Raw genomic sequence first — 19,358 nt, 5'->3', positions numbered from 1 at the left:
CGGACATGAACACCGGAACAGTGACGTCGGAGACCTTCCTCAAGGCCATCGGGCTGACGGCCGTCCAGGCGCAGGTTCACGACGAAGCCTACGAGGCAACTACTCAGTACGTCCCGTGGCCCAAGTCCTACGGCGGCGACATGGTGGCCCAATCGGCGGCCGCCATGATGCGCTCGGTCGACGCCGACCGGACGCTGCACTCCATGCACAGCTACTTCATGCGCCCCGTGGACATCGGTGCCACCGTGCGCTACGAGGTTGAACGCCTGCGCGACGGACGCGGCTACTCCACCCGCAGCGTCCGCGGCCACCAGAACGGCAAGACCGTCTTCGCCGCGATGGGGTCATTCCACGTTCCCGAGGACGGGACGGACTTCCAGCCGAATGCGCCCGCCGCCGTCGAGCCGGAATCCCTGCGCAGCGCCGCCGAGGTGCTGGAAGGCGTCGATGGTCCGGCCGCCGAATACTGGGCTTCCGGGCGCAGCTTCGATATGCGCCACATTCCCGGACCGGTGTACGTCGAGGTGGAGGGCGAGGCTTTGCCGCAGCAGGCCGTCTGGGTCAAGGCATTCGACCTGTTGCCCGACGCCGCCGACGAACGTGCCACCGCCAATCTGCACCGCGCCGCCCTGGCGTACGTCTGCGATTACACCATCCTTGAGCCGCTGCTCCGGGTCAACGGGCTGCACTGGTCCTCCCCCGGGCTGTCGACTGCCAGCCTGGACCACTCGATGTGGTTCCACCGGGATGGCCGCGCCGATGACTGGGTGCTCTACGCCCAGGAGGCCGTGTCCGGGCAAAACAACAGAGGACTGGCCCTGGGCCGCTTCTTCGACCGGAACGGACGCCTGCTGGCCACCGCTGCCCAAGAGGGCATGATCCGCGCCGGATCCTGACATCCCACCCGAAACACCACCAACCACCCGCCGCACCACTGAAAGGAATGGCCATGACAATGACATCGGCCCACGTGGACACATTTACCCGCGACCATCTGCCGCCGGCCGAGACCTGGCCGGCGCTCGAGTTCACCCTCCCGGAACTCCAGTACCCCGAGCAGCTCAACGCGGCGGCCGTTCTCATCGACGACGCCGTCGCCAAGCACGGCGCCGACCGCCCCGCGCTGCACACGCCTGACGGCACCACGTGGACCTACGGGGAGCTGCTTCTCCGGTCCAACCAGGTGGCCCAGGTGCTCACCGAGGACTACGGCGTGGTCCCGGGCAACCGGGTGATGCTGCGCGGGCCCAACAACCCGTGGATCGTTGCGGCCTGGCTCGGTGTGCTCAAGGCCGGCGCCGTCGTCGTCACTACGATGCCGATGCTGCGCTCCAGCGAGGTCGCTACGCTGATCGGGCTCACCCGGCCGACGGTCGCGATCTCCGACCATCGTTTTATGGACGAGCTGACAGTGGCGGCAGGCGACGACGTCGCGGTCCTCTCCTACGGGTCCGACGACGGCGCCGACCTCATCGCCCGCTGTGCCGCCAAGAGCGGCGAGTTCGCCACCGTGCAGACCGCCGCGGACGACGTCGCGTTGCTCGGTCCGACGTCGGGCACCACCGGTGTGCCGAAGGTGACCATGCACTTCCACCGGGACATCCTGGCCAACGCCGACACCTTCGCCCGCTACATCCTTCGCCCCACGGCAGATGATGTCTTCGCGGGTTCCCCGCCGCTCGCGTTCACCTTCGGCCTCGGCGGACTGGTGGTCTTCCCGCTACGGTTCGGGGCCTCATCGCTGCTGACCGAGCGGGCCGCGCCCGTGGAACTGGCCGAGAATGCCGCTGCCGCCGGGGCAACCATCCTCTTGACCGCGCCGACCGCCTACCGCGCCATCCTGAAGGCAGGACGCGGCGAGCTGCTCAGCCGTCTTCGCATCGCCGTCTCTGCGGGCGAACACCTGCCCAAGGAAACGTGGGAGGCCGTCCACAACGCCACCGGAGTCCGCCTGATCAACGGCATCGGCGCCACAGAGCTGCTGCACGTGTTCATCTCCGCTGCGGGCGACGACATCCGGCCCGGAACCACGGGCCTCGCCGTGCCAGGGTACCGGGCAGCCATCCTCGACGAGGAGGGTGAGGAGCTCGGGCCCAACCAGATCGGCCGGCTGGCCGTGATCGGCCCCACCGGGTGCCGTTACCTCGACGATGAGCGGCAGGCGAACTACGTCTGCAACGGCTGGAACGTCACCGGGGATACGTTCACGAAGGATGAGGACGGGTACTTCACCTATGAAGCCCGCTCGGACAACATGATCGTGTCCTCCGGCTACAACATCGGCGCTCCCGAGGTGGAAGCGGCTATCGACCAGCACCCGGACGTTGTGGAAAACGCCGTCATCGGCCGCCCGGACGCAGAACGCGGCAGCGTTGTCTGCGCGTTCATCGTCCTGCGCGACGGCGTCGAAGGCGACGCCGCCAAGCGCAAGGACATCCAGGACTTCGTCAAACAGACGATCGCCCCCTACAAGTATCCGCGGGACATCCGGTTCGTCGACGAACTGCCCCGCAACCCCAGCGGCAAGCTGCAGCATTTCAAGCTGCGTGACCGTCTCGACAACGAACCAGACCAGCTTGCGGCCGCAGGCCTGTGCCAGGCCTGAGAAGGAGCACCACCATGAAAATCGCAATCGTCGGAGGCGGCCCCGGAGGCCTGTACTTCGCAGCACTGATGAAGCAGCTGGACCCGTCCCACAACATCACCCTGTGGGAACGCAACGCCGCCAGCGACACCTTCGGTTTCGGCGTCGTGTTCTCCGATGAGACGCTCGGCGGCATCGGAAACGCCGACGCCGTTGTGGCCGAGTACATGAGCCGGCGCTTCGCCCGCTGGTCGGACATCGACGTGCACTTCGGCGGCGAGACGGTAACGGTCGGCGGCCAGGGGTTCGCGGCGATGAGCCGCAAGGAGCTGCTGGAGCTGCTCCAGCGCCGCTGCGCCGAACTCGGCGTCGACGTGCGGTTCAGCACCATGGCCCCGCCGATCGCCGAACTTGAGGCCGGCTACGACCTGGTCCTCGCCTCCGACGGTGTGAACTCGCAGATCCGCGCAACGTATGCGGACTCGTTCGGCCCGGACCTGGATCCGCGGCCCAACAAGTTCATGTGGCTGGGCACCGACCAGGTGTTCGAGGCGTTCAAGTTCTTCGTCAAGGAAACCGAGTGGGGGGTGATGCAGATCCACGGCTATCCGTACTCCGACGAGGGCTCCACGTTCATCGTTGAGATGTCCCCCGATGTCTGGGAGGCCGCCGGCTTCGGCGAAACTGCCGATACCGTCTTCGCCCCGGGCGTTTCGGACCAGCTGGCAATCGACAAGATCCGGTCAATCTTCGCCGAGGAGCTCGACGGCCACGAGGTGCTGGCCAACAACTCCAAGTGGCTGAACTTCACCACGGTGCGAAACCGGAGCTGGCGTCACGGGAACGTCGTGCTGCTCGGCGACGCCGCCCACACCGCCCATTTCTCCATCGGCTCCGGCACCAAACTTGCCATGGAGGACTCGCTCGCCCTCGCCGCCTGCCTGCACGAACACGCGGACCTGGAGTCCGCCCTGTCCGCCTACGAGATCGAACGCCGCCCCGTCGTCGAATCGACCCAGCGTGCCGCCCAGGCCTCGCTGGAGTGGTTCGAACGGATCAGCCAGTACAAGGACCAGCAGCCGACGCAGTTCGCGTTCAACCTGCTCACCCGCAGCCGCCGCATAACGCAGGAGAACCTGCGCCTGCGCGATCCGGAATTCGCCGAGGCCGTGGACCGGAATTTCGCCGAGTCCCAGGGCCTAACCGAGACGGCTCCTGCGATGTTCCAGCCGTACCGGATCGGCGGGCTGGAACTGAAGAACCGGATCGTGGTCTCCCCCATGGACATGTACTCCGCGGTCGACGGCGTTCCGGGCGACTTCCACAAGGTCCACCTCGGGTCCAAGGCACTTGGCGGTGCCGGGCTGGTCATGACGGAGATGGTGTGCGTGTCCGAGGCGGGGCGGATCACCCCGGGCTGCACCGGCCTGTATACGGACGGCCAGCGCGACAGCTGGAAGGAGATCGTGGGCTTCGTCCACGGCAGCTCGACGGCGAAGATCGGCGCGCAGATCGGCCACGCCGGCCGCAAGGCCTCCACCCGCGTGATGTGGGAGGGCATCGACGAGCCGCTCGAAGCCGGGAACTGGGAGGCCGCCGGCCCGTCGCCGCTGCCGTATGGCCCTGACAGCCAGACACCGAGGGAACTCGACCGCGTCGGAATGGAATCGATCAAGGCGGAGTTCGTCGATGCGGTCCGCCGCGCGGACCAGGCGGGGTTCGATCTCCTCGAGATCCACGCGGCCCACGGCTACCTGCTCTCCTCTTTCCTCTCGCCGGTCTCCAACCGCCGTACGGATGAGTATGGAGGCAGCCTGGAGAACCGCCTGCGCTTCCCCTTGGAGGTCTTCGAGGCCGTCCGCGCCGCCTGGCCGGCGGACAAGCCGGTCACCGTCCGCATCTCCGCGACCGACTGGATCGAGGGCGGCAACGACGCCGACGACTCAGTGGAAATCGCCCGGGCGTTCGTCGCCCACGGCGCCGCCGGCATCGACGTTTCCACCGGTCAGGTTTCCAAGGAGGAGAAGCCGTCCTTCGGCCGCAGCTACCAGACGCCGTTCGCCGACCGTATCCGCCAGGAAGTGGCCGGCCCGGCGGGAGTCGCCGTGATCGCCGTCGGAGCCATCTCCACCTACGACGACGTCAATTCAGTCCTGTTGGCTGGTCGCGCCGACCTGGTGGCACTGGGCCGCACGCACCTGTATGACCCGCAGTGGACACTGCACGCGGCCGCCGAGCAGGAGTACCAGGGCCCGGGAACCCAGTGGATTCCGCAGTTCCGGGCCGGCCGTCGCAAGCCGCCGAGCGCCCGCACTGATGCGGTCCGCCCACGGCTGTCCCTGTTGAAGGAGCCCGGGTCTGACTCATTGAACGCACACCTTCGCTGGACACCCGCCAAGGCCGCGGCCGAAGCTGTCCTGACCCAGTAGCAAAGCACCACCCGCATCATCTCTCGTACCTCCAAAGTGAACTGAGGGCAATATGGCTAGCGCACCTGCAAATGATTGGAATGTGCCGAAACGGACCACAGGAATTGTCCTGTTCTGTTGTTGGCTGGCGATTCTCGCCGAAGGCTACGACGTCGGCGTCCTCGGAGCGGTGCTCCCGGCGTTGGCCGAATACAAGGCATGGGACCTAACCCCGCTGCAGCTCGGCGGGCTCGGTGCCTATGCCTTGGTGGGCATGCTGATCGGAGCCCTGTTCATCGGCACGCTCAGCGACATCGTGGGCCGTAAGAAGATGCTCCTGGCATCGATGGTTATTTTCACGCTCACCCAGGCTGGAGCGGCCCTGGCCACGACTCCCGAAATGTTCGGACTCTTCCGGTTGATCGGCGGCCTGGGCATGGGCGGTGTCATCCCGGTGGCGGCTGCACTGACCATCGAGTACTCGGCCCCGAAGAAGCGCTCCTATAACTACGGACTGATGTACTCCGGGTACTCGCTGGGCATCGTCGCCGCGGCGCTGGTTGCACTGTTTGTGCTTCCGACGGCGGGATGGCGTTGGGTGATCGGCTTCGGCGCGCTGCCCATCGTGTTGCTGCCCATCATCTGGAAGCTGCTTCCCGAGTCCCTGGAGTATCTCGAATCCAAGGGGCGCCGGAAGGAAGCCCGTGATCTCGCGGTCAAGCTGAACATCAGCGAATACGCACCCGTGTCAGCCCCGGCGGCAGCCCCCACGGGCGAGTCTGCACCTTGGTGGAAGACCATCACCATCATGTTCTCCCCGAAGTACCTGCGGTCCACAGTGTTTTTCTGGATGGCGCTTTTCTGCGGCATGGTCCTGGTCTACGGATTGAACACCTGGCTGCCATCGATCATGAAGCAGGCCGGCTACGACCTCGGCTCATCGCTGACCTTCCTGCTTGTGTTTAGCCTCGCGTCCGCCGTCGGGGGCCTGGTCCTGGGCCGCGCAGCCGACAAGTACGGCCAGAAGCTGATTCTGGTGGTGTTCTACGTGCTCGGCGGTCTGGGCATCCTGCTGCTGATGTTCCCCAACAACATGGTGGTGAACCTGGTGTTCGTCGCATTCGCCGGTATCGGATCCATTTCGACGTCGCTGGTCCTGACGGGCTACATCGCCGACTACTACCCGGCCAAGATCCGTGGCACGGCAACGGGCTGGGCGCTGAGCTTCGCCCGTATCGGTGCGATCTCCGGACCGTTGATCGGCGGCTGGATCGGCAACGCGAAGCTGCCGTTCGAATACAACTTCGCCATCTTCGCCGGAATCGCTGTTGTTGCGGCCGGCGCTGTGGCGATGATCCCCAAGCGGCGAGTCGAGGACCCCGTATCCACGCTCGAGCTCGACGGCGATGCGGACGACGGGAGGGTCAAGGCGGCGGCCGTGTAGCCACAACGTCGCACTGAGATGTAGGGGCTCGCCGGAACACCGGCGGGCCCCTACCCGCCGGTGTACCTGAGGGGCATGAAATCCCCGGCCAGATCAGGACCCGGTGTGAGCATCCAGCGCTCCTGTCTTCTTCATGGCTAATCACCATGGACGGATCCACGAGAAGAAGAACCGATTTCAGTAACCTTGACGGCCCGGATCAGATCCCGGTTGGCCGTACGAATCCAAACGTCACCCCTTGAAACTCCTTTGACAGCCGCTGGACCTCACGGAGCATGTTGATGTCCCGCTGAGAGTAACGGCGGGACTTGCCCGCCGCACGGCTGGGCGAAACGATGCCCAGCCGGTCATACTGCCGCAGCGTCCGCGCCGGCGGTGGCAGCAGCAAACGCCTTGACGGCCTCTTCCGCTTCCGTGCTCAGGTTCTGCGGAACCGCGACGTCGATGGTCACCAGCAGGTCGCCGGTGACCTTTGCGCTCTTCACGCCATGGCCCTTGACCCGGAGCGCGCGTCCGGAGGGCGTGCCGGCAGGGACGCGGACCCTGACTTTATCGCCGTCGATGGTTGGGACTTCAATGTCGGCGCCCAAGGCAGCCTCCGGGAACGAGACCGGCACGTGGATGCGGAGATTGTCGCCGTCGCGCGTGTACACGGCAGGATACGGAACCATGGCCCTGACAACCCCGGACGCCAGGCGTCAGTTGACCATTACCCTCGCATATCCTCCTGAACCTTTTAACCTCACCCCCTACGTGCCCGGCAACGAGCTGGCCTGGGAAGTATTGAGGATCGGGAGGAAGGCATTCGACAGCAGCTGCTGATCCCTGGCCGGGCCGCGCGGTATTGTTGCACCGGAAGATCCCAGCCCCAGCGGCAACCCCCTTGAAAGGCCCCGACCATGAGTATGCTCGGAATGAAATGGAAGCTCCACGGCACCGGCAAATCGATTAAGCCCGGCCACGTGGTTGCTCCGGATGAGCGGCTGGCTTGGCCCCTGACCATCGGCGTGGGCATGCAGCACGTCGTGGCCATGTTCGGAGCCACCTTCCTGGTTCCCATCATCACCGGCATGCCGCCGGCCACCACCCTCTTCTTCTCTGGCATCGGCACTCTGCTGTTCCTGGTCATCACCAAGGGGCGCGTTCCCAGCTACCTCGGCTCCAGCTTCGCGTTCATCGCGCCCATTATGGCGTCCCAGCAGCAGTTCGGCGTGCCCGGCGCGCTGGGCGGAGTGGTGCTCGCCGGCGTCGCGCTGGCCCTGATCGGTGCGATTGTGCAGAAGTTCGGCGCAGGCTGGATCAACCGGCTGATGCCGCCCATCGTCACCGGCGCCATTGTGGCGCTGATCGGCTTGAACCTTGCCCCCGCGGCGAAGATGAATTTCGACGCCGCCCCCGTCACCGCCGTCATCACGCTGGCCACCATCATCCTGGTGAGCGTTCTTTTCCGCGGAATCGTCGGCCGGCTCAGCATCCTTGTGGGCGTGGTGGTTGGCTACCTGGTGGCCATGCTGCGCGGCGAAGTGAGCTACGACAAGATGGAGGCCGCCGCCTGGATCGGCCTGCCGCATTTCCAGACCCCCGAGTTCCATGTGGGCGTGCTGGGCCTCTTTGTCCCCGTGGTGCTGGTCCTGGTGGCCGAGAACATCGGACACGTGAAGTCCGTGGCGGCCATGACCGGCCAGAACCTTGACGGCGTCTCCGGCCGCGCGCTGATGGCGGACGGTGCAGCCACGGTCCTTGCCGGCCTGGGTGGCGGTTCCGGCACCACCACGTACGCGGAGAATATCGGCGTTATGGCGGCCACCAAGGTGTATTCGACGGCGGCGTACTGGGTTGCCGGCGTCTTCGCCATTGTGCTGAGCTTCTCGCCGAAATTCGGCGAACTGATTGCCACGGTCCCGCCGGGCGTGCTGGGCGGCGCCGCCACCATGCTCTACGGCATGATCGGCATCCTGGGCGTGAAGATCTGGGTGCAGAACAAGGTGAACTTCTCCAACCCCGTGAACCTGACCACGGCCGCCGTCGCGCTGATCATCGGCATCGCGGATTACACCTGGACCATCGGGGAACTGACGTTCACCGGCATCGCCCTCGGCTCAGCCGCCGCCCTGGTGATTTACCACGGCATGAAAGCCATCGCGAAGGCCCGCGGCTCGGTGGCTGAACCGGAAACGGAGCAGGCGGGCCTGCCTCCCGCCGTCAAGGCAGCCGTCAACGCAGCAGCCAAACGCTCGCCGAAGAAGCGCTGACCCGTCCGCAGGTGCGTCAAGCTGTTGCCTCAGGCTGTTGCGTCAGGCTGCGTGACCGCCGCCGATAAATGGTCCGGGCGGGGTTCCGATGCCGAAAACCGGACGCGGCTGAGGACGCTTGGCGGTCAGCTCCGCTTCTGGCGGGTGCCTCAGTTGCCGGATCGCCCAGGGAACGAGATATTCCCGTGCCCAGATGAGATCCTCGGTCCTGGCTTCCTTCCAGCTGTGGGGCAGCGGTGGCTTAGGCTCCAACGGCTCCAGTGTGTGCGGGACTCCCAGGGCCTTTAGCACGGCCGCGGCGATGGTGTGGTGCCCCAGCGGCGAGAAGTGCAGCCGGTCCGGATCCCACATGCCCGCGTTCGACAGTTCGCGCAGGAACCACAGGTCAACCATGACCGCGTCGTGGCGGGCGGCCACCGCGTGGAGGTTCTCGTTGAAGATGGCCACTTTGCCGCGGATCTGGCTGAAGACCGGTGTCGCCCCCCAGTCCGGCCCGGCAAAGAGCACCACGGTGGCGCCGGACCGGGCCAGTTGTTCCACGCCGTCGTCGATCTTTTCTGCCAGCCGGTCAGGGTCGCTGCGCCGGAAAACAATATCGTTGCCGCCGGCGGAGAGCGTAACCAGGTCGGGTTTGAGGGCCAGCGCCGACGCAAGCTGCTGGTCCAAGATCTGCTGCACCAGCAGGCCCCGGACGGCAAGGTTGGCGTAGGCGAAGTCAGGCTGGTTCGCACTGAGTTCCTCGGCCACGCGGTCTGCCCAGCCACGCAAACCTCCCTCGCTGCGCGGCTCGGGGTCACCGATACCCTCGGTGAAGGAGTCGCCCAACGCAACCAGCCGGTGCCACGGGTGGGGCGCCGGTTCCACAGAGGCGTTCTTGGCTGCAATGTCCTGCTTCCAGACGTTCATGCCGTGCTCCCTGTTTTGTAGGGTCCCTGGTGGAGTGCGCGTGTTTCAACTTCAGCGACTCCCCGGACGGCGGCATTTTCCCGGCCGGGTCCTGCCGGGTCCGGGCGCGAGGCAGCCACAATATTCAGGGCAGTCTCGCGAAGCCCCTGGCGGGTGTGCCGTGCGACGGTCCGGAGGTACTGCAGGGCCGCCTCATGGCCGAGCCCGTAATCAGATTTGAGGGTGCTCACTGCCAGGTCCATGAGCACCATGGAGCTTTGGGCTACCGCCAGTTGCGCGCCGGCTTCGGCCCGCTCCGCCACACACACCACCATCCGCAGCGAACGGGCCACCTGCCGCGCATACCGGCGCGTCCTGATGATGTCTTCACTGGTGAAGGCATGGGGAGTGGACGCATAGAGGCTCAGTGCGGCACTCCGGCCGGCAGCGGCCACAATCGGCATGGACAGCAGCGACCGGACGCCGTGGTCCGCGGCAGCGCTGGCATAGCCTGGCCACCGCCGGTCGAGGGCGACGTCGGCCAGGTGCACAAAATCACCCCCGCGCACGGCTTCCAGCACAGGTCCGTCCGCAAAAGAGCACTGTTCTTCGTCCGCGGCACGGGCGGCGGCGGTCCCGGCGGCGGCGGTCCGGGCCGATCCAGGGTGGAAGAAGGTGACAGCCCAGCTGATACCGCGGGAATCGCCATTGATGTCGCGCATGAACTCGCGAGTGACCGCAGCAAGGAAGTCCTCAACATCCGTGCTGTCGAACACCACATCCTGGGGGTCGGGAAGCGATTCCCAGCCCGGCTGCCCCGTTGTCTCCGCGGCCATGTTCCACGCCTAGGTTTGAAACGCGTGGCCCACTGCAAAACCTGTTTCTAGGATACGTCCGGGGACCGGTCCGCGGGCGGGGTCCAGCCACATAAAAACCCCAGTCCGGGCGCAGAACAGTGCCGCCCGGCACGCAGCCGGACGGCACAGCTCCACCGCCGGGCCGCTGGTCCGCTGGTCCGGCAGGGGCACTCAACGCGCTGGCCGGCGTCGAAACTTTCCTCCTCGTCATTCTTCGGTGATTTGTCCTTGGGGCGGTCGGTTCCGCTGCCGTCCGCCGGGCAGCAGCAGCGCGCTCTGGCGCGCTTTGCGGATCCAGTCGGCGGTGTCCTGGGCATCTTCCTCTTCTTCCGGAAGGTAGGAAATTGCGACGTCGGCCCCCTCGCGGGCGAAGGCGATGGCGGCAGCCTTGCCGATTCCGGAGTCGCCGCCGTTGATGAGCGCGGCCTTACCCTGCAGCTCACCGCGCCCTTCGTAGCTGAGTTCGCCGTGGTCCGCCTTGGGATCCATGGGCGCGGTGAGGCCCGGCTGCTTCTGTCCCTGCTTCGGGAAGGGCCCGGAGTGATAGCTGTCCCGGGGTCTGTGGGCGGGTCTGTCCGCTTCTGCGTGTCGCTCATAGTCCACCGCCCGGAGGAAATAATCAGTAAACTTATCAAACGTTGCCCCTGGCGCAACTTGGGCCTAGTTTTGGAGCACGGTGATACGCCCCGGAAGGGAGGAAACCAATGTCGGATGTTGAGGACTTCACCGGCAGCACCGGCCGGAATGAAACCCGGGAAGAACAGCTGGACCGGAACTGGGCCGAGCTGCTGCAGGAACTCAGGGTGCTGCAGACCGGGGTCCAGATCCTTGCCGGATTCCTCCTGACGCTCCCGTTCCAACAGCGGTTCGAGGACCTGGACGATTTCCAGGTGGTCCTCTATCTCGTCAACGTGGTGATCGCGACGCTGACCACCGCCTTTATCCTGCTACCCGTCAGCGTCCACCGCCGGCTCTTCCGCCAACGGCTCAAGGAAACCCTGGTCTCCAGCGCCGACACCATTACCAAGATCGCCCTGGCCGGCGTGGGGATGCTCAGTGTCGGGACAGCCGCCCTGGTCTTTGACGTGACGGCCGGCCGCACCGCCGGCCTGACCGCCGGCGGAATCCTGCTGGCGGCCCTCCTGGTCCTGCTGATCTACGTCCCGCTGCGGCTCAACAGGCGCGCAGCGGCACGGTAGACACGCCACCAAGCCAGCAAGGCGCCGGGGATCCAATCGAAGGAAGCGCACATGCGCAAGTGGGCCAAGGAACACGGGCTTTTGCTCGTCAACGCCGGACTGTTCCTGGCGTTTTTCGGCGGCCTGATCCTCTCCGGGGCTGCGGCATTCAGCGAGGATCAGGCGGCCCACGGGCAGCCGGGAGTCACGGCTCTGGAGTACCTGTCCACCGGCGATTTTGTCGAAGCCACGTTTGAGAACTGGGAATCCGAGTTCCTCGCCGTGGCGGTCCTGGTGGGCGCCTCCGTCTATCGCCGCGAATGGGGCTCACCGGAGTCCAAGCCGGTGGCCGAGCCGCACTACGAGACCGGGGCCTAAGCAGAAGCAGTAAGCACAATGCCTCTGGGCCGTGGCTTCAGGCGCCTTCCAGAACCTGGCTGGTGGCCCAGGCCAGGTATTTGGCGGCGTTGGCGACGGCGTCTTCCGGGCTGGACGCAACATCCAGCAGTTGCGCGGCGGCTACCACGCCGTGTCCCGCCAGGTCCTCGGGCGTGACCAGGATCCGCCCCGCCACCACGATCACGGGGATCCCGCGTTCCCGGGCTGCGTCGGCGAGCGCGATGGGGGCCTTGCCGGTCAGCGACTGCGAGTCCATGGATCCTTCGCCGGTGATCACCAGGTCTGCGTTGTCCAGCTGGTCGGCGAGGCCAGTGAGTCCTGCGACGAGCGCGAACCCGCCTTCCAGCCGGGCGCTGGTGAAGGCAAGGAACGACGCCGGGAAGCCGCCCGCCGCCCCGGCGCCCGGGATGTTAACGTCCCGGCCCGTGGCCTCGCGGAGCACGGACGCCCAGTTACGCAGACCGGCGTCGAGCTGTTCCGTTGCTTCGTCGTCGGCGCCCTTCTGGGCGCCGAAGATGTGGGCCGCCCCTGCGGCACCATAGAGCGGGTTCTGGACGTCCACGGCGATCCTGAACGAGACGGCGGACAGGCGGGGATCCAGTCCGGAGGTATCGAGGGCTGCAACGTCGGCGAGTGATCCGCCGCCCAACGGGACAACGTTGCCGGCCGCGTCCAGCGGCTTGAGGCCCAGCGCGCGCAGGGCCCCGCTGCCGCCGTCGGTCATGGCCGATCCGCCCAGGCCCAGCATAATCTCGGTGGCACCCGCGTCAAGGGCCGCGGCGATCAGCTGCCCGCAGCCGTAACTGTGGGCCCGCAGTGCGTTGGCGGGGGTGGGTTCCATCTCAGCCAGGCCGGAGGCCTGCGCCGTCTCGATGACGGCGGTAGCACCGCCGTCGGCGTTCTTCCGGATGGCCCAGGCGGCTCCCACGGGAGCAAGAATGGGGCCCACAACGGCGTTGAGCCGCTCCTCGTAGCCGGCCGAAACGGCAGCCTCCAGGGTTCCCTCACCGCCGTCGGCGATCGGGAACTGGTTGGCTACAGCATCCGGGTAGACACGCAGCGCACCTTCGGCGATGGCGGCGGCGGCCTCCGCGGCGGTGAGCGAGCCCTTGAACTTGTCCGGAGCGATGAGAATACGCATGCCGTCCATCATGCCAGCCAAGCATGGGAAAGCGCTTGCCCAATCCGGCATGCGGACAGCTCGGGACGCCCTCTACCGGCTGGCGTCGAGATCCTTGGCCTTGAGCACCGCAAAGTAGCCCGGCACGCTGCTTTTTCCCGCAGCGTCCATCAGCGGGTTGGTCTCGATGGTTGCAGCCCCGTCTTCCACGAGCGTCCACCGGTCCTTCGGCATCACGCGGGCAAGCTCCTCCGGTCCGAAGTGGCCGGGCATGGGCAGCTTCCGGATAGCCAGCTCCAGCGGGGCCGGGATGCTCCGCGGCGACGCACCCAGGTGCGCGACGTACTCCACCGGGTTGCCCTGGAAATTCGTCTCCGCCAGGAAGACTGTGCCGCGGGCGCCCACGAGCTGCCTCAGATTTTCCATAAGCGCCGCCTGATCGGCCGGGGCCAGGACGTGCAGCACGCCGCGGACAAAGACGTTGGCATCCGTGGATTCCACCAGACTCGCGCCGGCTCCTGGCTCGGTCATGTCACGCGCCAAGTAGCTGACACCGTCAACTCCTGACGATTCGTCACGAGCACGGCTCACCGCATGCGCAGACACGTCAACGCCCAGGACCTGCGGTGAAAACGCCATCAGGGCGCGGCTGAATGCGCCATGCCCGCAACCCACATCCACCACGGGAAGGCTTGGATCGAAGTGCCGCTGCAGGACGTCGCGGTAGCCCAGCAGTTCGTGGTCCGTGCCGGAATCCCACAGCACGTCGCTCCGGGCGCCCGTCCTGGCGATCCCTGCCCAGTACCTGTCCCAGGCCACGGCCCTGTTCTTGGGAGCAGCCCAGGACAGCCTGATCAATTTGGGCAGGATCAAGTACTTTCGCAAGGCGGAGAGCACCGGTTTCGCTGGGGATGACATCTTACAAATATAGGACCCCAACCGCGCCGCCGCGGTTTGCCGGCCTGATCCGTTCAGGCTGTGGCCGCGGGTTCCTTCAGCAGCCAGGCCATGGCGTCGTCGCGGGACGTAAAGAACCGGGTGGGGCAGGGCAGTTTGTTGATGCCTAGGATGAAGTTGGCCAATACTTTGTCAACCGGCGACGCCCCCAGCAGCGCAATGCGGGAGGCCTGGCAGGGGCGGCCAAAAACGGCACGGGCTCCCCGGCTGACCTGGGCCGTGGTGGCCATATCCACCAGCATCGGATGGCGGTGGGACCCGCACAGCTCGTTGACGTTCCGCATGGCGGCCTCGGCGTCGGATTCCGCGATGGACACGCCCCGCAGCCACTTCAGCTGGACAACACTTTGTTCATCCAGCGTCAGGTCCGCCTTGTTCGCTTCTGCAGGCTGACTCGTCACGATTACCCTCCGCGCATTTTTATAGGAACAGTGGTGCTCCGTCACCCTACAATGTACTCAGTCAGGAGCAAACGTGAGCTCACTCAGGAGCGAAGGGGGCAGGTTGCCAGCGGACACACCACATTTCGCAACCGTGCCATACCTGGCGGTCGTTGCGGACCCCGACGCCGGGCGCCGGGAATTCACGGCGGCGGCACTGGAGGCGGCGGGCTTCACGGTCAGCGCTGTTGGCAACGCCACCAGCCTGTCGGCCCTTCTGGACCAGCGCGAGCCCTCCGTCCTGGTCCTGGACAGTTCACTCTCCGACGTCGACGCGACCGCCCCTGTGCTGGTCCTCGTGGATCTCGATAGTCCGGCAGAGGTCAAGTCAGTGGAGCATGCCGGCATACGGGACTGCATCGCCAAACCGCCTGCTGCCAAAGAACTCGTCCACCGCGCCACGGCCCTGATCAACCTGGTCTCCCGCCGGAGTGAAGCACGGCAGGAAGCGGAGACGTTACGCGAAAGGCTGCGGCAGGTGTCGGCGGCGGTCCGGGGAACCAACCATCCGCAACAGATCGCCGACTTTGTGGTCAGGGGGTTCGGTGAGACTTTCGGCGCGGACCGGGTCTGGCTGACCACGTTCGACGACGACAGGGTGCCACCCATCACCGCCCAGTGGCACCGGCCCGGCCTGGCTTCGCTGCCTGAAGGAATGTTCACGGACGAAGACACGGTGCGCAGGACGGCAGACGTCCTGTGGGCGCGGGCTGAGGCCCTGACGGCGGACGGAGCGTTCGCGCCGCTGGGCACGGGCGACGTCCGGCTGCCGGCGGAACTCGCGAAACTGCGCGCCGCCGCGTCCGTGGCGGTCCCGATGGGGGACGGCAGCTCCTCGCTGGGAATTATCTGGATCGCCCTGCTGGATTCCCCCAGGGAATGGTCGCGGGCTGAGTTGGCACTGATCCAGCACGTGGCCGGCAATACCGCCCACGGCCTGATCCAAAGCCATCTGATCACCAGCCAGCAGCAGGTGGTCAAGCAGCTCCAGCAGCTGGACAAAGCCAAGACCGACTTCCTGGCCACCGTCAACCATGAGCTCCGCACACCGCTGACATCGATCATGGCCTACCTGGACATGATCCAGGAGAATACGTCCGATCCGGTGTCCAGCGAGGTCCACCAGATGTTGGACATCGTGGTCCGGAACACCGAACGGCTGCGATTGCTGATCGAAGACATGCTGAGCGTTTCCCGCAATGGGCATGAGCAAAGTCCGCTGCACCTGACTCCTGTCCGGCTGGCGCGGACGCTCGAGATCGTCACCGCTGCGCTCAGGCCGCTCGCAAAAGTTCAGAACGTCGCTATTGCCATGGCACCGGCCTCGGAGGATCCGGAAATCCTGGCGGATGAAGTGCAGCTGCAGCAGGTTTTCACGAATCTGGTCTCCAATGCCATCAAGTTCACCCCCGACGGAGGACAGATCGACGTCGTCAGTCTGACGCGGACAGATGCAGACGGCACCCGCTGGGCGACGGTCACCGTCTCGGACACCGGGATGGGGATCTCCAGTGACGAGATAGCCCACATCTTCACCCGCTTTTACCGCGCCTCGAACGCGATGTCCGGGGCGGTTCCGGGCACCGGACTCGGGCTCGCCATCACGCAGGACATCGTCCAACGCCACGGCGGCCGCATTGACGTAACCTCGGAGCTGGGTGTTGGCACCACTGTCACCGTGACCCTCCCCCTTGGAGCCCACGCGTCCCACGAAACCTGAACCCGGAAAGGAGGCACCAGATGTTCGCTGACGATGACCCCAGGCTCTCCCAGCTGTTCGATGGCATCGTCCGGCTTGCCTCCGGAGACCTCCAGTGGCGGATAGAAGTATCGCCGGCCCGGGACGAGCTCGACGCCATCATCATGGGCACCAACCTCCTGGCCGAGGACCTGCAGATCACTTACGAAGAGCTGGAGCAGCGTGTTGAGGTCCGCACGCAATTGCTGCACGAAGCCCACCGCGAAATGCAGATCATGGCCATGCAGGATCCCCTCACCGGCCTCGCCAACCGCTCGGCGCTTCTGGCTGCGCTGAAGTCCCCCCAGGACCACGACGGCGAGGCCCCCAGCCAGACCGTTCTCCTGCTCCTTGACCTTGACGCCTTCAAATCCATCAACGACACTCTCGGCCACACTGCCGGCGATCAGGTGCTGATCACTGTGGCCCAACGCATCCGCAGCGCGGTCCGGGCCACCGACGTTGTTGCCCGGCTGGGCGGGGACGAGTTTGCCATCGTTATGCCGGCCACGGGCGCCGACCAGGCCGCCGTCGTAGGCCAGCGCATCCTGGCAGCCATCAAGGAACCCATCGACCTGCCTGACCGGACCGTCCGCTGCGGGGCGAGCATAGGACTCAGCCTCGGGGAGGCTGGGCGGAAGGCCGAGGACCTGCTGATGGAGGCCGATGTGGCCATGTACGCCTCCAAAGCCGAGGGCCAGAACCGGCTCCACGTCTTCGAACCTGGGCTCCTGCTCATCCGCAGGCTCCGCAGCCAACTGCTGGAGGACCTCCGGGCCGCCATCAAGGGCCAGGGCCTGGTGCTGCACTACCAGCCCGTGATTGAACTGGGCACCGGGCAGATTGAAGGCGTGGAAGCTCTGATCCGCTGGGACCACCCCACCCGCGGCCGCGTTATGCCCGACGAATTCATCCCGCTGGCAGAAGACGCCGGGCTGATCTCCGAGCTGGGCCTGTGGGTACTCAGCACGGCTGTTGGCCAGCTTCGCCGTTGGATTGATGCCGAAGTGGTGGACAGCCGGTTTTCTGTCCGGATCAACATCTCCGCGACGGATCTGCAGAGCCTGCACTTCATCGAAGACGTCCGCGCCGTGCTCAAGGAGACGGGTGTCCGTCCCGAGCAGGTTGTCCTGGAGCTGACAGAAGCGGCCATCGTCAGGGGCAACGATCTGGACCGGTATTCCTTAGGCGGGCTTCGTGGGCTGGGCGTCGGAATCGAGATCGACGACTTCGGTACCGGATATTCCTCCATCAGCTACCTGCGCCGGCTCCCGGTGGACCGGGTCAAAGTGGACCGGTCCCTGATCGAGGGCCTGGGCACAGACCCCAGCCAGCCGGCACTGGTGGCTGCAGTCCTGCAGCTGGTGCGCGCCTGCGGGCTCGAAGCCGTGTGGGAAGGCGTGGAAACAGCGGAACAGGCCGAGCACCTCAGGAACCTCGGATGCCTGAGTGCACAGGGCTATTTCTTCAGTAAGCCCGTCCCGCCCGAACAGATTCCTGCGCTGCTGGCCGAAACTTCATCCGAGAGTAATAGAGCTTGATCGATTAAGGGCTGCACTTTTGGATCATCCCGATATAAGATCAAGTGGCGGTAACCGATTCTTTGAGGCTAGGAAGATCGGCATTAATCAGAAGTAGCGCATTCCGAAGGCATCTGGAAATTTGAAAATAAAGGGGCCAAGGAGCCATTACTTCGTCAACTGGGGGCGTTGCTAATGACGGTTCGCGTACAAGCTTGGGGAGTTATTGCTGCGGTTTTGGCGGATTCCGATCCTGCCGGGGCGGCAATACGTCAGCGCCTTAGCAGCCGCTTGGGGGAAAACCCCGGTATGCCGGAACGGGCCCTGCTGGAATATCTTCTGGAACGCCGGCAACAGGACACCACAGACGCGGAAACCCCCGACACCGCGCGCTTCCCGCAGCCTCCCAGCGTCATGCCGCCACAGCTTGCCGAGCGGCTGGATTCCCTGCGCAGCCTGTCGCGGATCAGCGCGCTGCTGGAAAACCAGATGCTAATGACCGCGTTCCAGCCGATCTACGGCCTCGAATCCAAAGGCGTTGTGGGCGTAGAGGCATTGTCGCGCTTTGTCAGCGACGACGGCGCAAGCGCGGAGCTCTGGTTCGCCGAGGCGGCCGCCGTTGGCTTGGGCGCCAACCTGGAATTCTCGGCCCTCGCGTCCGCAGCCGCCGCTGCCGCGAAACTCCCCGCGCACCTCTACGTCTCCCTGAACATCTCCCCCGCATCATGCCTGGATCCCCGGCTACCCGAATTGTTTGAACACATCGAGCTGCCAATAGACCGCATTGTGCTCGAATTGACGGACGAAATTCCGGACGAGGAATACTCGCATTTCGTTTCCGCAATTACGCCGCTCCGGGAACGCGGGCTGCGCATTGCAATCGATGATTCACACCCCAGCGCGGGCGCCCTAAGCCGGATGCTCCATCTGCGGCCTGACTTCATCAAGGTTGGCAGGAACGTGATCAGCGGCGTGGACACGGATGCCTCCCAGCACGCCTTGGCCGCGTGCCTGGTGGACTTTGCCGAGCAGATCGGCACCGTTCTCGTGGCGGAAGGGGTTGAAACGGCCGAGGAACTGAACGTCCTCACCGTGTTGGGCTTCAGCGCCGGCCAGGGCTACCTGCTGGGCCGGCCCTCCGTCCGGCCGAAGGACTGGGCGGCGTGGAATACGCCGCTCGACCCCGACGGGCTCCGACACCTCGCCGCCGCAGCCGATCACGCCACCCACCGTCCGGGCGGCTCCGACTGACGTTGACCGCACGGCGGCACAGGGGCTGCCAGCACCGATAGACCAACCCTCAGGCCACCGCGCCTCGAACAGGCAAACCCGTCCCGGGCTATTCGCTGTGCCCCTGGTCGCCGCTCATCTGGTCTTCCGCCGGCGGGGTTTCGCCCGGCGGCACTCCCCCGCCCGGCTCCAGTCCGGTGATATTTCCCTCTACGGGATCAGGATTGGCTGACGCTGCAGAGTCTTTGGACTGCTGAGACTCTTTCTCTGACTGATCGGAACCCGGCCTATCAGACACTGGCTGGTCCGGGTTCGTGGGATCAGCCGAAGAGGAAAAGGCGCCGGG

Annotated in this window: 17 protein-coding genes and 2 pseudogenes; 10 read left to right on the top strand and 9 right to left on the bottom strand. The window is 65.7% G+C overall.

Going from position 1 to position 19,358, the window contains the following annotated elements:
* The first annotated feature begins 5 nt into the window (after positions 1-5).
* From ACQCSW_RS02010 to ACQCSW_RS01995, 4 genes are read left to right on the top strand one after another with little or no spacing between them, the layout of a single operon-like run.
* Positions 6-896, top strand: coding sequence for an acyl-CoA thioesterase (locus tag ACQCSW_RS02010; protein ID WP_426989276.1), 891 nt, complete (start codon positions 6-8; stop codon positions 894-896).
* Between the two features lie 53 nt (positions 897-949).
* On the top strand, positions 950-2,605 hold the full coding sequence (locus ACQCSW_RS02005; RefSeq protein WP_426989275.1) for an AMP-binding protein: 1,656 nt from the start codon (positions 950-952) through the stop codon (positions 2,603-2,605).
* A gap of 14 nt (positions 2,606-2,619) precedes the next feature.
* A complete protein-coding gene (locus tag ACQCSW_RS02000) occupies positions 2,620-5,013 on the top strand; it encodes a bifunctional salicylyl-CoA 5-hydroxylase/oxidoreductase (RefSeq protein WP_426989274.1) in 2,394 nt (797 codons plus the stop codon).
* 52 nt (positions 5,014-5,065) lie between these two features.
* Positions 5,066-6,436: an MFS transporter gene (locus ACQCSW_RS01995; RefSeq protein WP_426989273.1), complete on the top strand. Its 1,371-nt coding sequence runs from the start codon at positions 5,066-5,068 to the stop codon at positions 6,434-6,436.
* A gap of 244 nt (positions 6,437-6,680) precedes the next feature.
* Here the strand turns inward: ACQCSW_RS01995 and ACQCSW_RS01990 are convergent.
* A pseudogene (locus ACQCSW_RS01990) lies at positions 6,681-6,803 on the bottom strand (MerR family transcriptional regulator); the annotation flags it as partial.
* Positions 6,784-7,086 (bottom strand): annotated as a pseudogene (locus ACQCSW_RS01985) (DnaJ C-terminal domain-containing protein); the annotation flags it as partial. The pseudogenes ACQCSW_RS01985 and ACQCSW_RS01990, both read right to left, overlap by 20 nt.
* 249 nt (positions 7,087-7,335) lie before the next feature.
* Here ACQCSW_RS01985 and ACQCSW_RS01980 point away from each other — a divergent pair.
* On the top strand, positions 7,336-8,688 hold the full coding sequence (locus tag ACQCSW_RS01980) for a uracil-xanthine permease family protein (protein ID WP_111909299.1): 1,353 nt from the start codon (positions 7,336-7,338) through the stop codon (positions 8,686-8,688).
* Between the two features lie 42 nt (positions 8,689-8,730).
* Here ACQCSW_RS01980 and ACQCSW_RS01975 read toward each other — a convergent pair whose 3' ends face one another.
* The 3 genes from ACQCSW_RS01975 to ACQCSW_RS01965 form a co-directional block, all read right to left on the bottom strand.
* Positions 8,731-9,594 (bottom strand): SGNH/GDSL hydrolase family protein, encoded by an 864-nt coding sequence (locus ACQCSW_RS01975; protein WP_354251771.1) that lies wholly within the window; start codon positions 9,592-9,594, stop codon positions 8,731-8,733.
* Entirely contained in the window at positions 9,591-10,409 is an 819-nt protein-coding gene (locus ACQCSW_RS01970) for a GAF domain-containing protein (RefSeq protein ID WP_426989272.1), read from the bottom strand. Before ACQCSW_RS01970 ends, ACQCSW_RS01975 begins: the two co-directional genes overlap by 4 nt.
* A 228-nt stretch (positions 10,410-10,637) precedes the next feature.
* Positions 10,638-10,919 carry an SDR family NAD(P)-dependent oxidoreductase gene (locus tag ACQCSW_RS01965; RefSeq protein ID WP_426989271.1) on the bottom strand — a complete coding sequence of 94 codons (282 nt, stop codon included), beginning with the start codon at positions 10,917-10,919 and terminating at the stop codon, positions 10,638-10,640.
* Positions 10,920-11,134: 215 nt separating this feature from the next.
* Between ACQCSW_RS01965 and ACQCSW_RS01960 the strand changes: the two genes are divergently transcribed.
* Together ACQCSW_RS01960 and ACQCSW_RS01955 are read left to right on the top strand one after the other, a co-directional pair.
* On the top strand, positions 11,135-11,629 hold the full coding sequence (locus ACQCSW_RS01960) for a DUF6328 family protein (RefSeq protein WP_426989270.1): 495 nt from the start codon (positions 11,135-11,137) through the stop codon (positions 11,627-11,629).
* A 51-nt stretch (positions 11,630-11,680) separates the two neighbouring features.
* On the top strand, positions 11,681-11,986 hold the full coding sequence (locus ACQCSW_RS01955; protein ID WP_426989269.1) for a DUF6766 family protein: 306 nt from the start codon (positions 11,681-11,683) through the stop codon (positions 11,984-11,986).
* 37 nt (positions 11,987-12,023) lie between these two features.
* On the opposite strand, the gene ACQCSW_RS01950 is transcribed toward ACQCSW_RS01955, so the two are convergent.
* The 3 genes from ACQCSW_RS01950 to ACQCSW_RS01940 form a co-directional block, all read right to left on the bottom strand.
* Positions 12,024-13,148 carry a glycerate kinase gene (locus ACQCSW_RS01950; protein ID WP_426989268.1) on the bottom strand — a complete coding sequence of 375 codons (1,125 nt, stop codon included), beginning with the start codon at positions 13,146-13,148 and terminating at the stop codon, positions 12,024-12,026.
* 72 nt (positions 13,149-13,220) lie between these two features.
* Positions 13,221-14,045, bottom strand: coding sequence for a class I SAM-dependent methyltransferase (locus tag ACQCSW_RS01945; RefSeq protein WP_426989267.1), 825 nt, complete (start codon positions 14,043-14,045; stop codon positions 13,221-13,223).
* A 53-nt stretch (positions 14,046-14,098) separates the two neighbouring features.
* The gene (locus ACQCSW_RS01940; protein WP_426989266.1) at positions 14,099-14,485 is read right to left on the bottom strand and encodes an STAS/SEC14 domain-containing protein; all 387 of its coding nucleotides are present in this window, start codon (positions 14,483-14,485) and stop codon (positions 14,099-14,101) included.
* Between the two features lie 133 nt (positions 14,486-14,618).
* On the opposite strand from ACQCSW_RS01940, the gene ACQCSW_RS01935 reads away from it, so the two are divergent.
* The 3 genes from ACQCSW_RS01935 to ACQCSW_RS01925 all read left to right on the top strand — a co-directional run bounded on the left by ACQCSW_RS01935 (position 14,619) and on the right by ACQCSW_RS01925 (position 19,033).
* The gene (locus ACQCSW_RS01935) at positions 14,619-16,244 is read left to right on the top strand and encodes an ATP-binding protein (protein WP_426989265.1); all 1,626 of its coding nucleotides are present in this window, start codon (positions 14,619-14,621) and stop codon (positions 16,242-16,244) included.
* Positions 16,245-16,264: 20 nt separating this feature from the next.
* The gene (locus ACQCSW_RS01930; protein ID WP_426989264.1) at positions 16,265-17,803 is read left to right on the top strand and encodes a putative bifunctional diguanylate cyclase/phosphodiesterase; all 1,539 of its coding nucleotides are present in this window, start codon (positions 16,265-16,267) and stop codon (positions 17,801-17,803) included.
* Positions 17,804-18,091: 288 nt separating this feature from the next.
* Positions 18,092-19,033 carry an EAL domain-containing protein gene (locus tag ACQCSW_RS01925; protein ID WP_426989263.1) on the top strand — a complete coding sequence of 314 codons (942 nt, stop codon included), beginning with the start codon at positions 18,092-18,094 and terminating at the stop codon, positions 19,031-19,033.
* An 88-nt stretch (positions 19,034-19,121) separates the two neighbouring features.
* On the opposite strand, the gene ACQCSW_RS01920 is transcribed toward ACQCSW_RS01925, so the two are convergent.
* Positions 19,122-19,310, bottom strand: coding sequence for a DUF6480 family protein (locus tag ACQCSW_RS01920; protein WP_426989262.1), 189 nt, complete (start codon positions 19,308-19,310; stop codon positions 19,122-19,124).
* Between the last annotated feature and the right edge of the window lie 48 nt (positions 19,311-19,358).

Source organism: Pseudarthrobacter sp. Y6 (genome assembly GCF_050156205.1).
Classification (GTDB): Bacteria; Actinomycetota; Actinomycetes; order Actinomycetales; family Micrococcaceae; genus Arthrobacter.
This window is presented reverse-complemented; position numbering and strand designations above follow the sequence as displayed.

Bases quoted from the DNA above. Each gene is read 5' to 3' on its own strand.
- ACQCSW_RS01960 (WP_426989270.1), top strand. From the start codon at position 11,135: ATGTCGGATGTTGAGGACTTCACCGGCAGCACCGGCCGGAATGAAACC.
- ACQCSW_RS01930 (WP_426989264.1), top strand. From the start codon at position 16,265: ATGTTCGCTGACGATGACCCCAGGCTCTCCCAGCTGTTCGATGGCATC.
- ACQCSW_RS01955 (WP_426989269.1), top strand. From the start codon at position 11,681: ATGCGCAAGTGGGCCAAGGAACACGGGCTTTTGCTCGTCAACGCCGGA.
- ACQCSW_RS01945 (WP_426989267.1), bottom strand. From the start codon at position 14,045: ATGTCATCCCCAGCGAAACCGGTGCTCTCCGCCTTGCGAAAGTACTTG.
- ACQCSW_RS02005 (WP_426989275.1), top strand. From the start codon at position 950: ATGACAATGACATCGGCCCACGTGGACACATTTACCCGCGACCATCTG.
- ACQCSW_RS01980 (WP_111909299.1), top strand. From the start codon at position 7,336: ATGAGTATGCTCGGAATGAAATGGAAGCTCCACGGCACCGGCAAATCG.
- ACQCSW_RS01950 (WP_426989268.1), bottom strand. From the start codon at position 13,148: ATGCGTATTCTCATCGCTCCGGACAAGTTCAAGGGCTCGCTCACCGCC.
- ACQCSW_RS01995 (WP_426989273.1), top strand. From the start codon at position 5,066: ATGGCTAGCGCACCTGCAAATGATTGGAATGTGCCGAAACGGACCACA.
- ACQCSW_RS01925 (WP_426989263.1), top strand. From the start codon at position 18,092: ATGCCGGAACGGGCCCTGCTGGAATATCTTCTGGAACGCCGGCAACAG.
- ACQCSW_RS02010 (WP_426989276.1), top strand. From the start codon at position 6: ATGAACACCGGAACAGTGACGTCGGAGACCTTCCTCAAGGCCATCGGG.
- ACQCSW_RS02000 (WP_426989274.1), top strand. From the start codon at position 2,620: ATGAAAATCGCAATCGTCGGAGGCGGCCCCGGAGGCCTGTACTTCGCA.
- ACQCSW_RS01965 (WP_426989271.1), bottom strand. From the start codon at position 10,919: ATGGATCCCAAGGCGGACCACGGCGAACTCAGCTACGAAGGGCGCGGT.
- ACQCSW_RS01970 (WP_426989272.1), bottom strand. From the start codon at position 10,409: ATGGCCGCGGAGACAACGGGGCAGCCGGGCTGGGAATCGCTTCCCGAC.
- ACQCSW_RS01975 (WP_354251771.1), bottom strand. From the start codon at position 9,594: ATGAACGTCTGGAAGCAGGACATTGCAGCCAAGAACGCCTCTGTGGAA.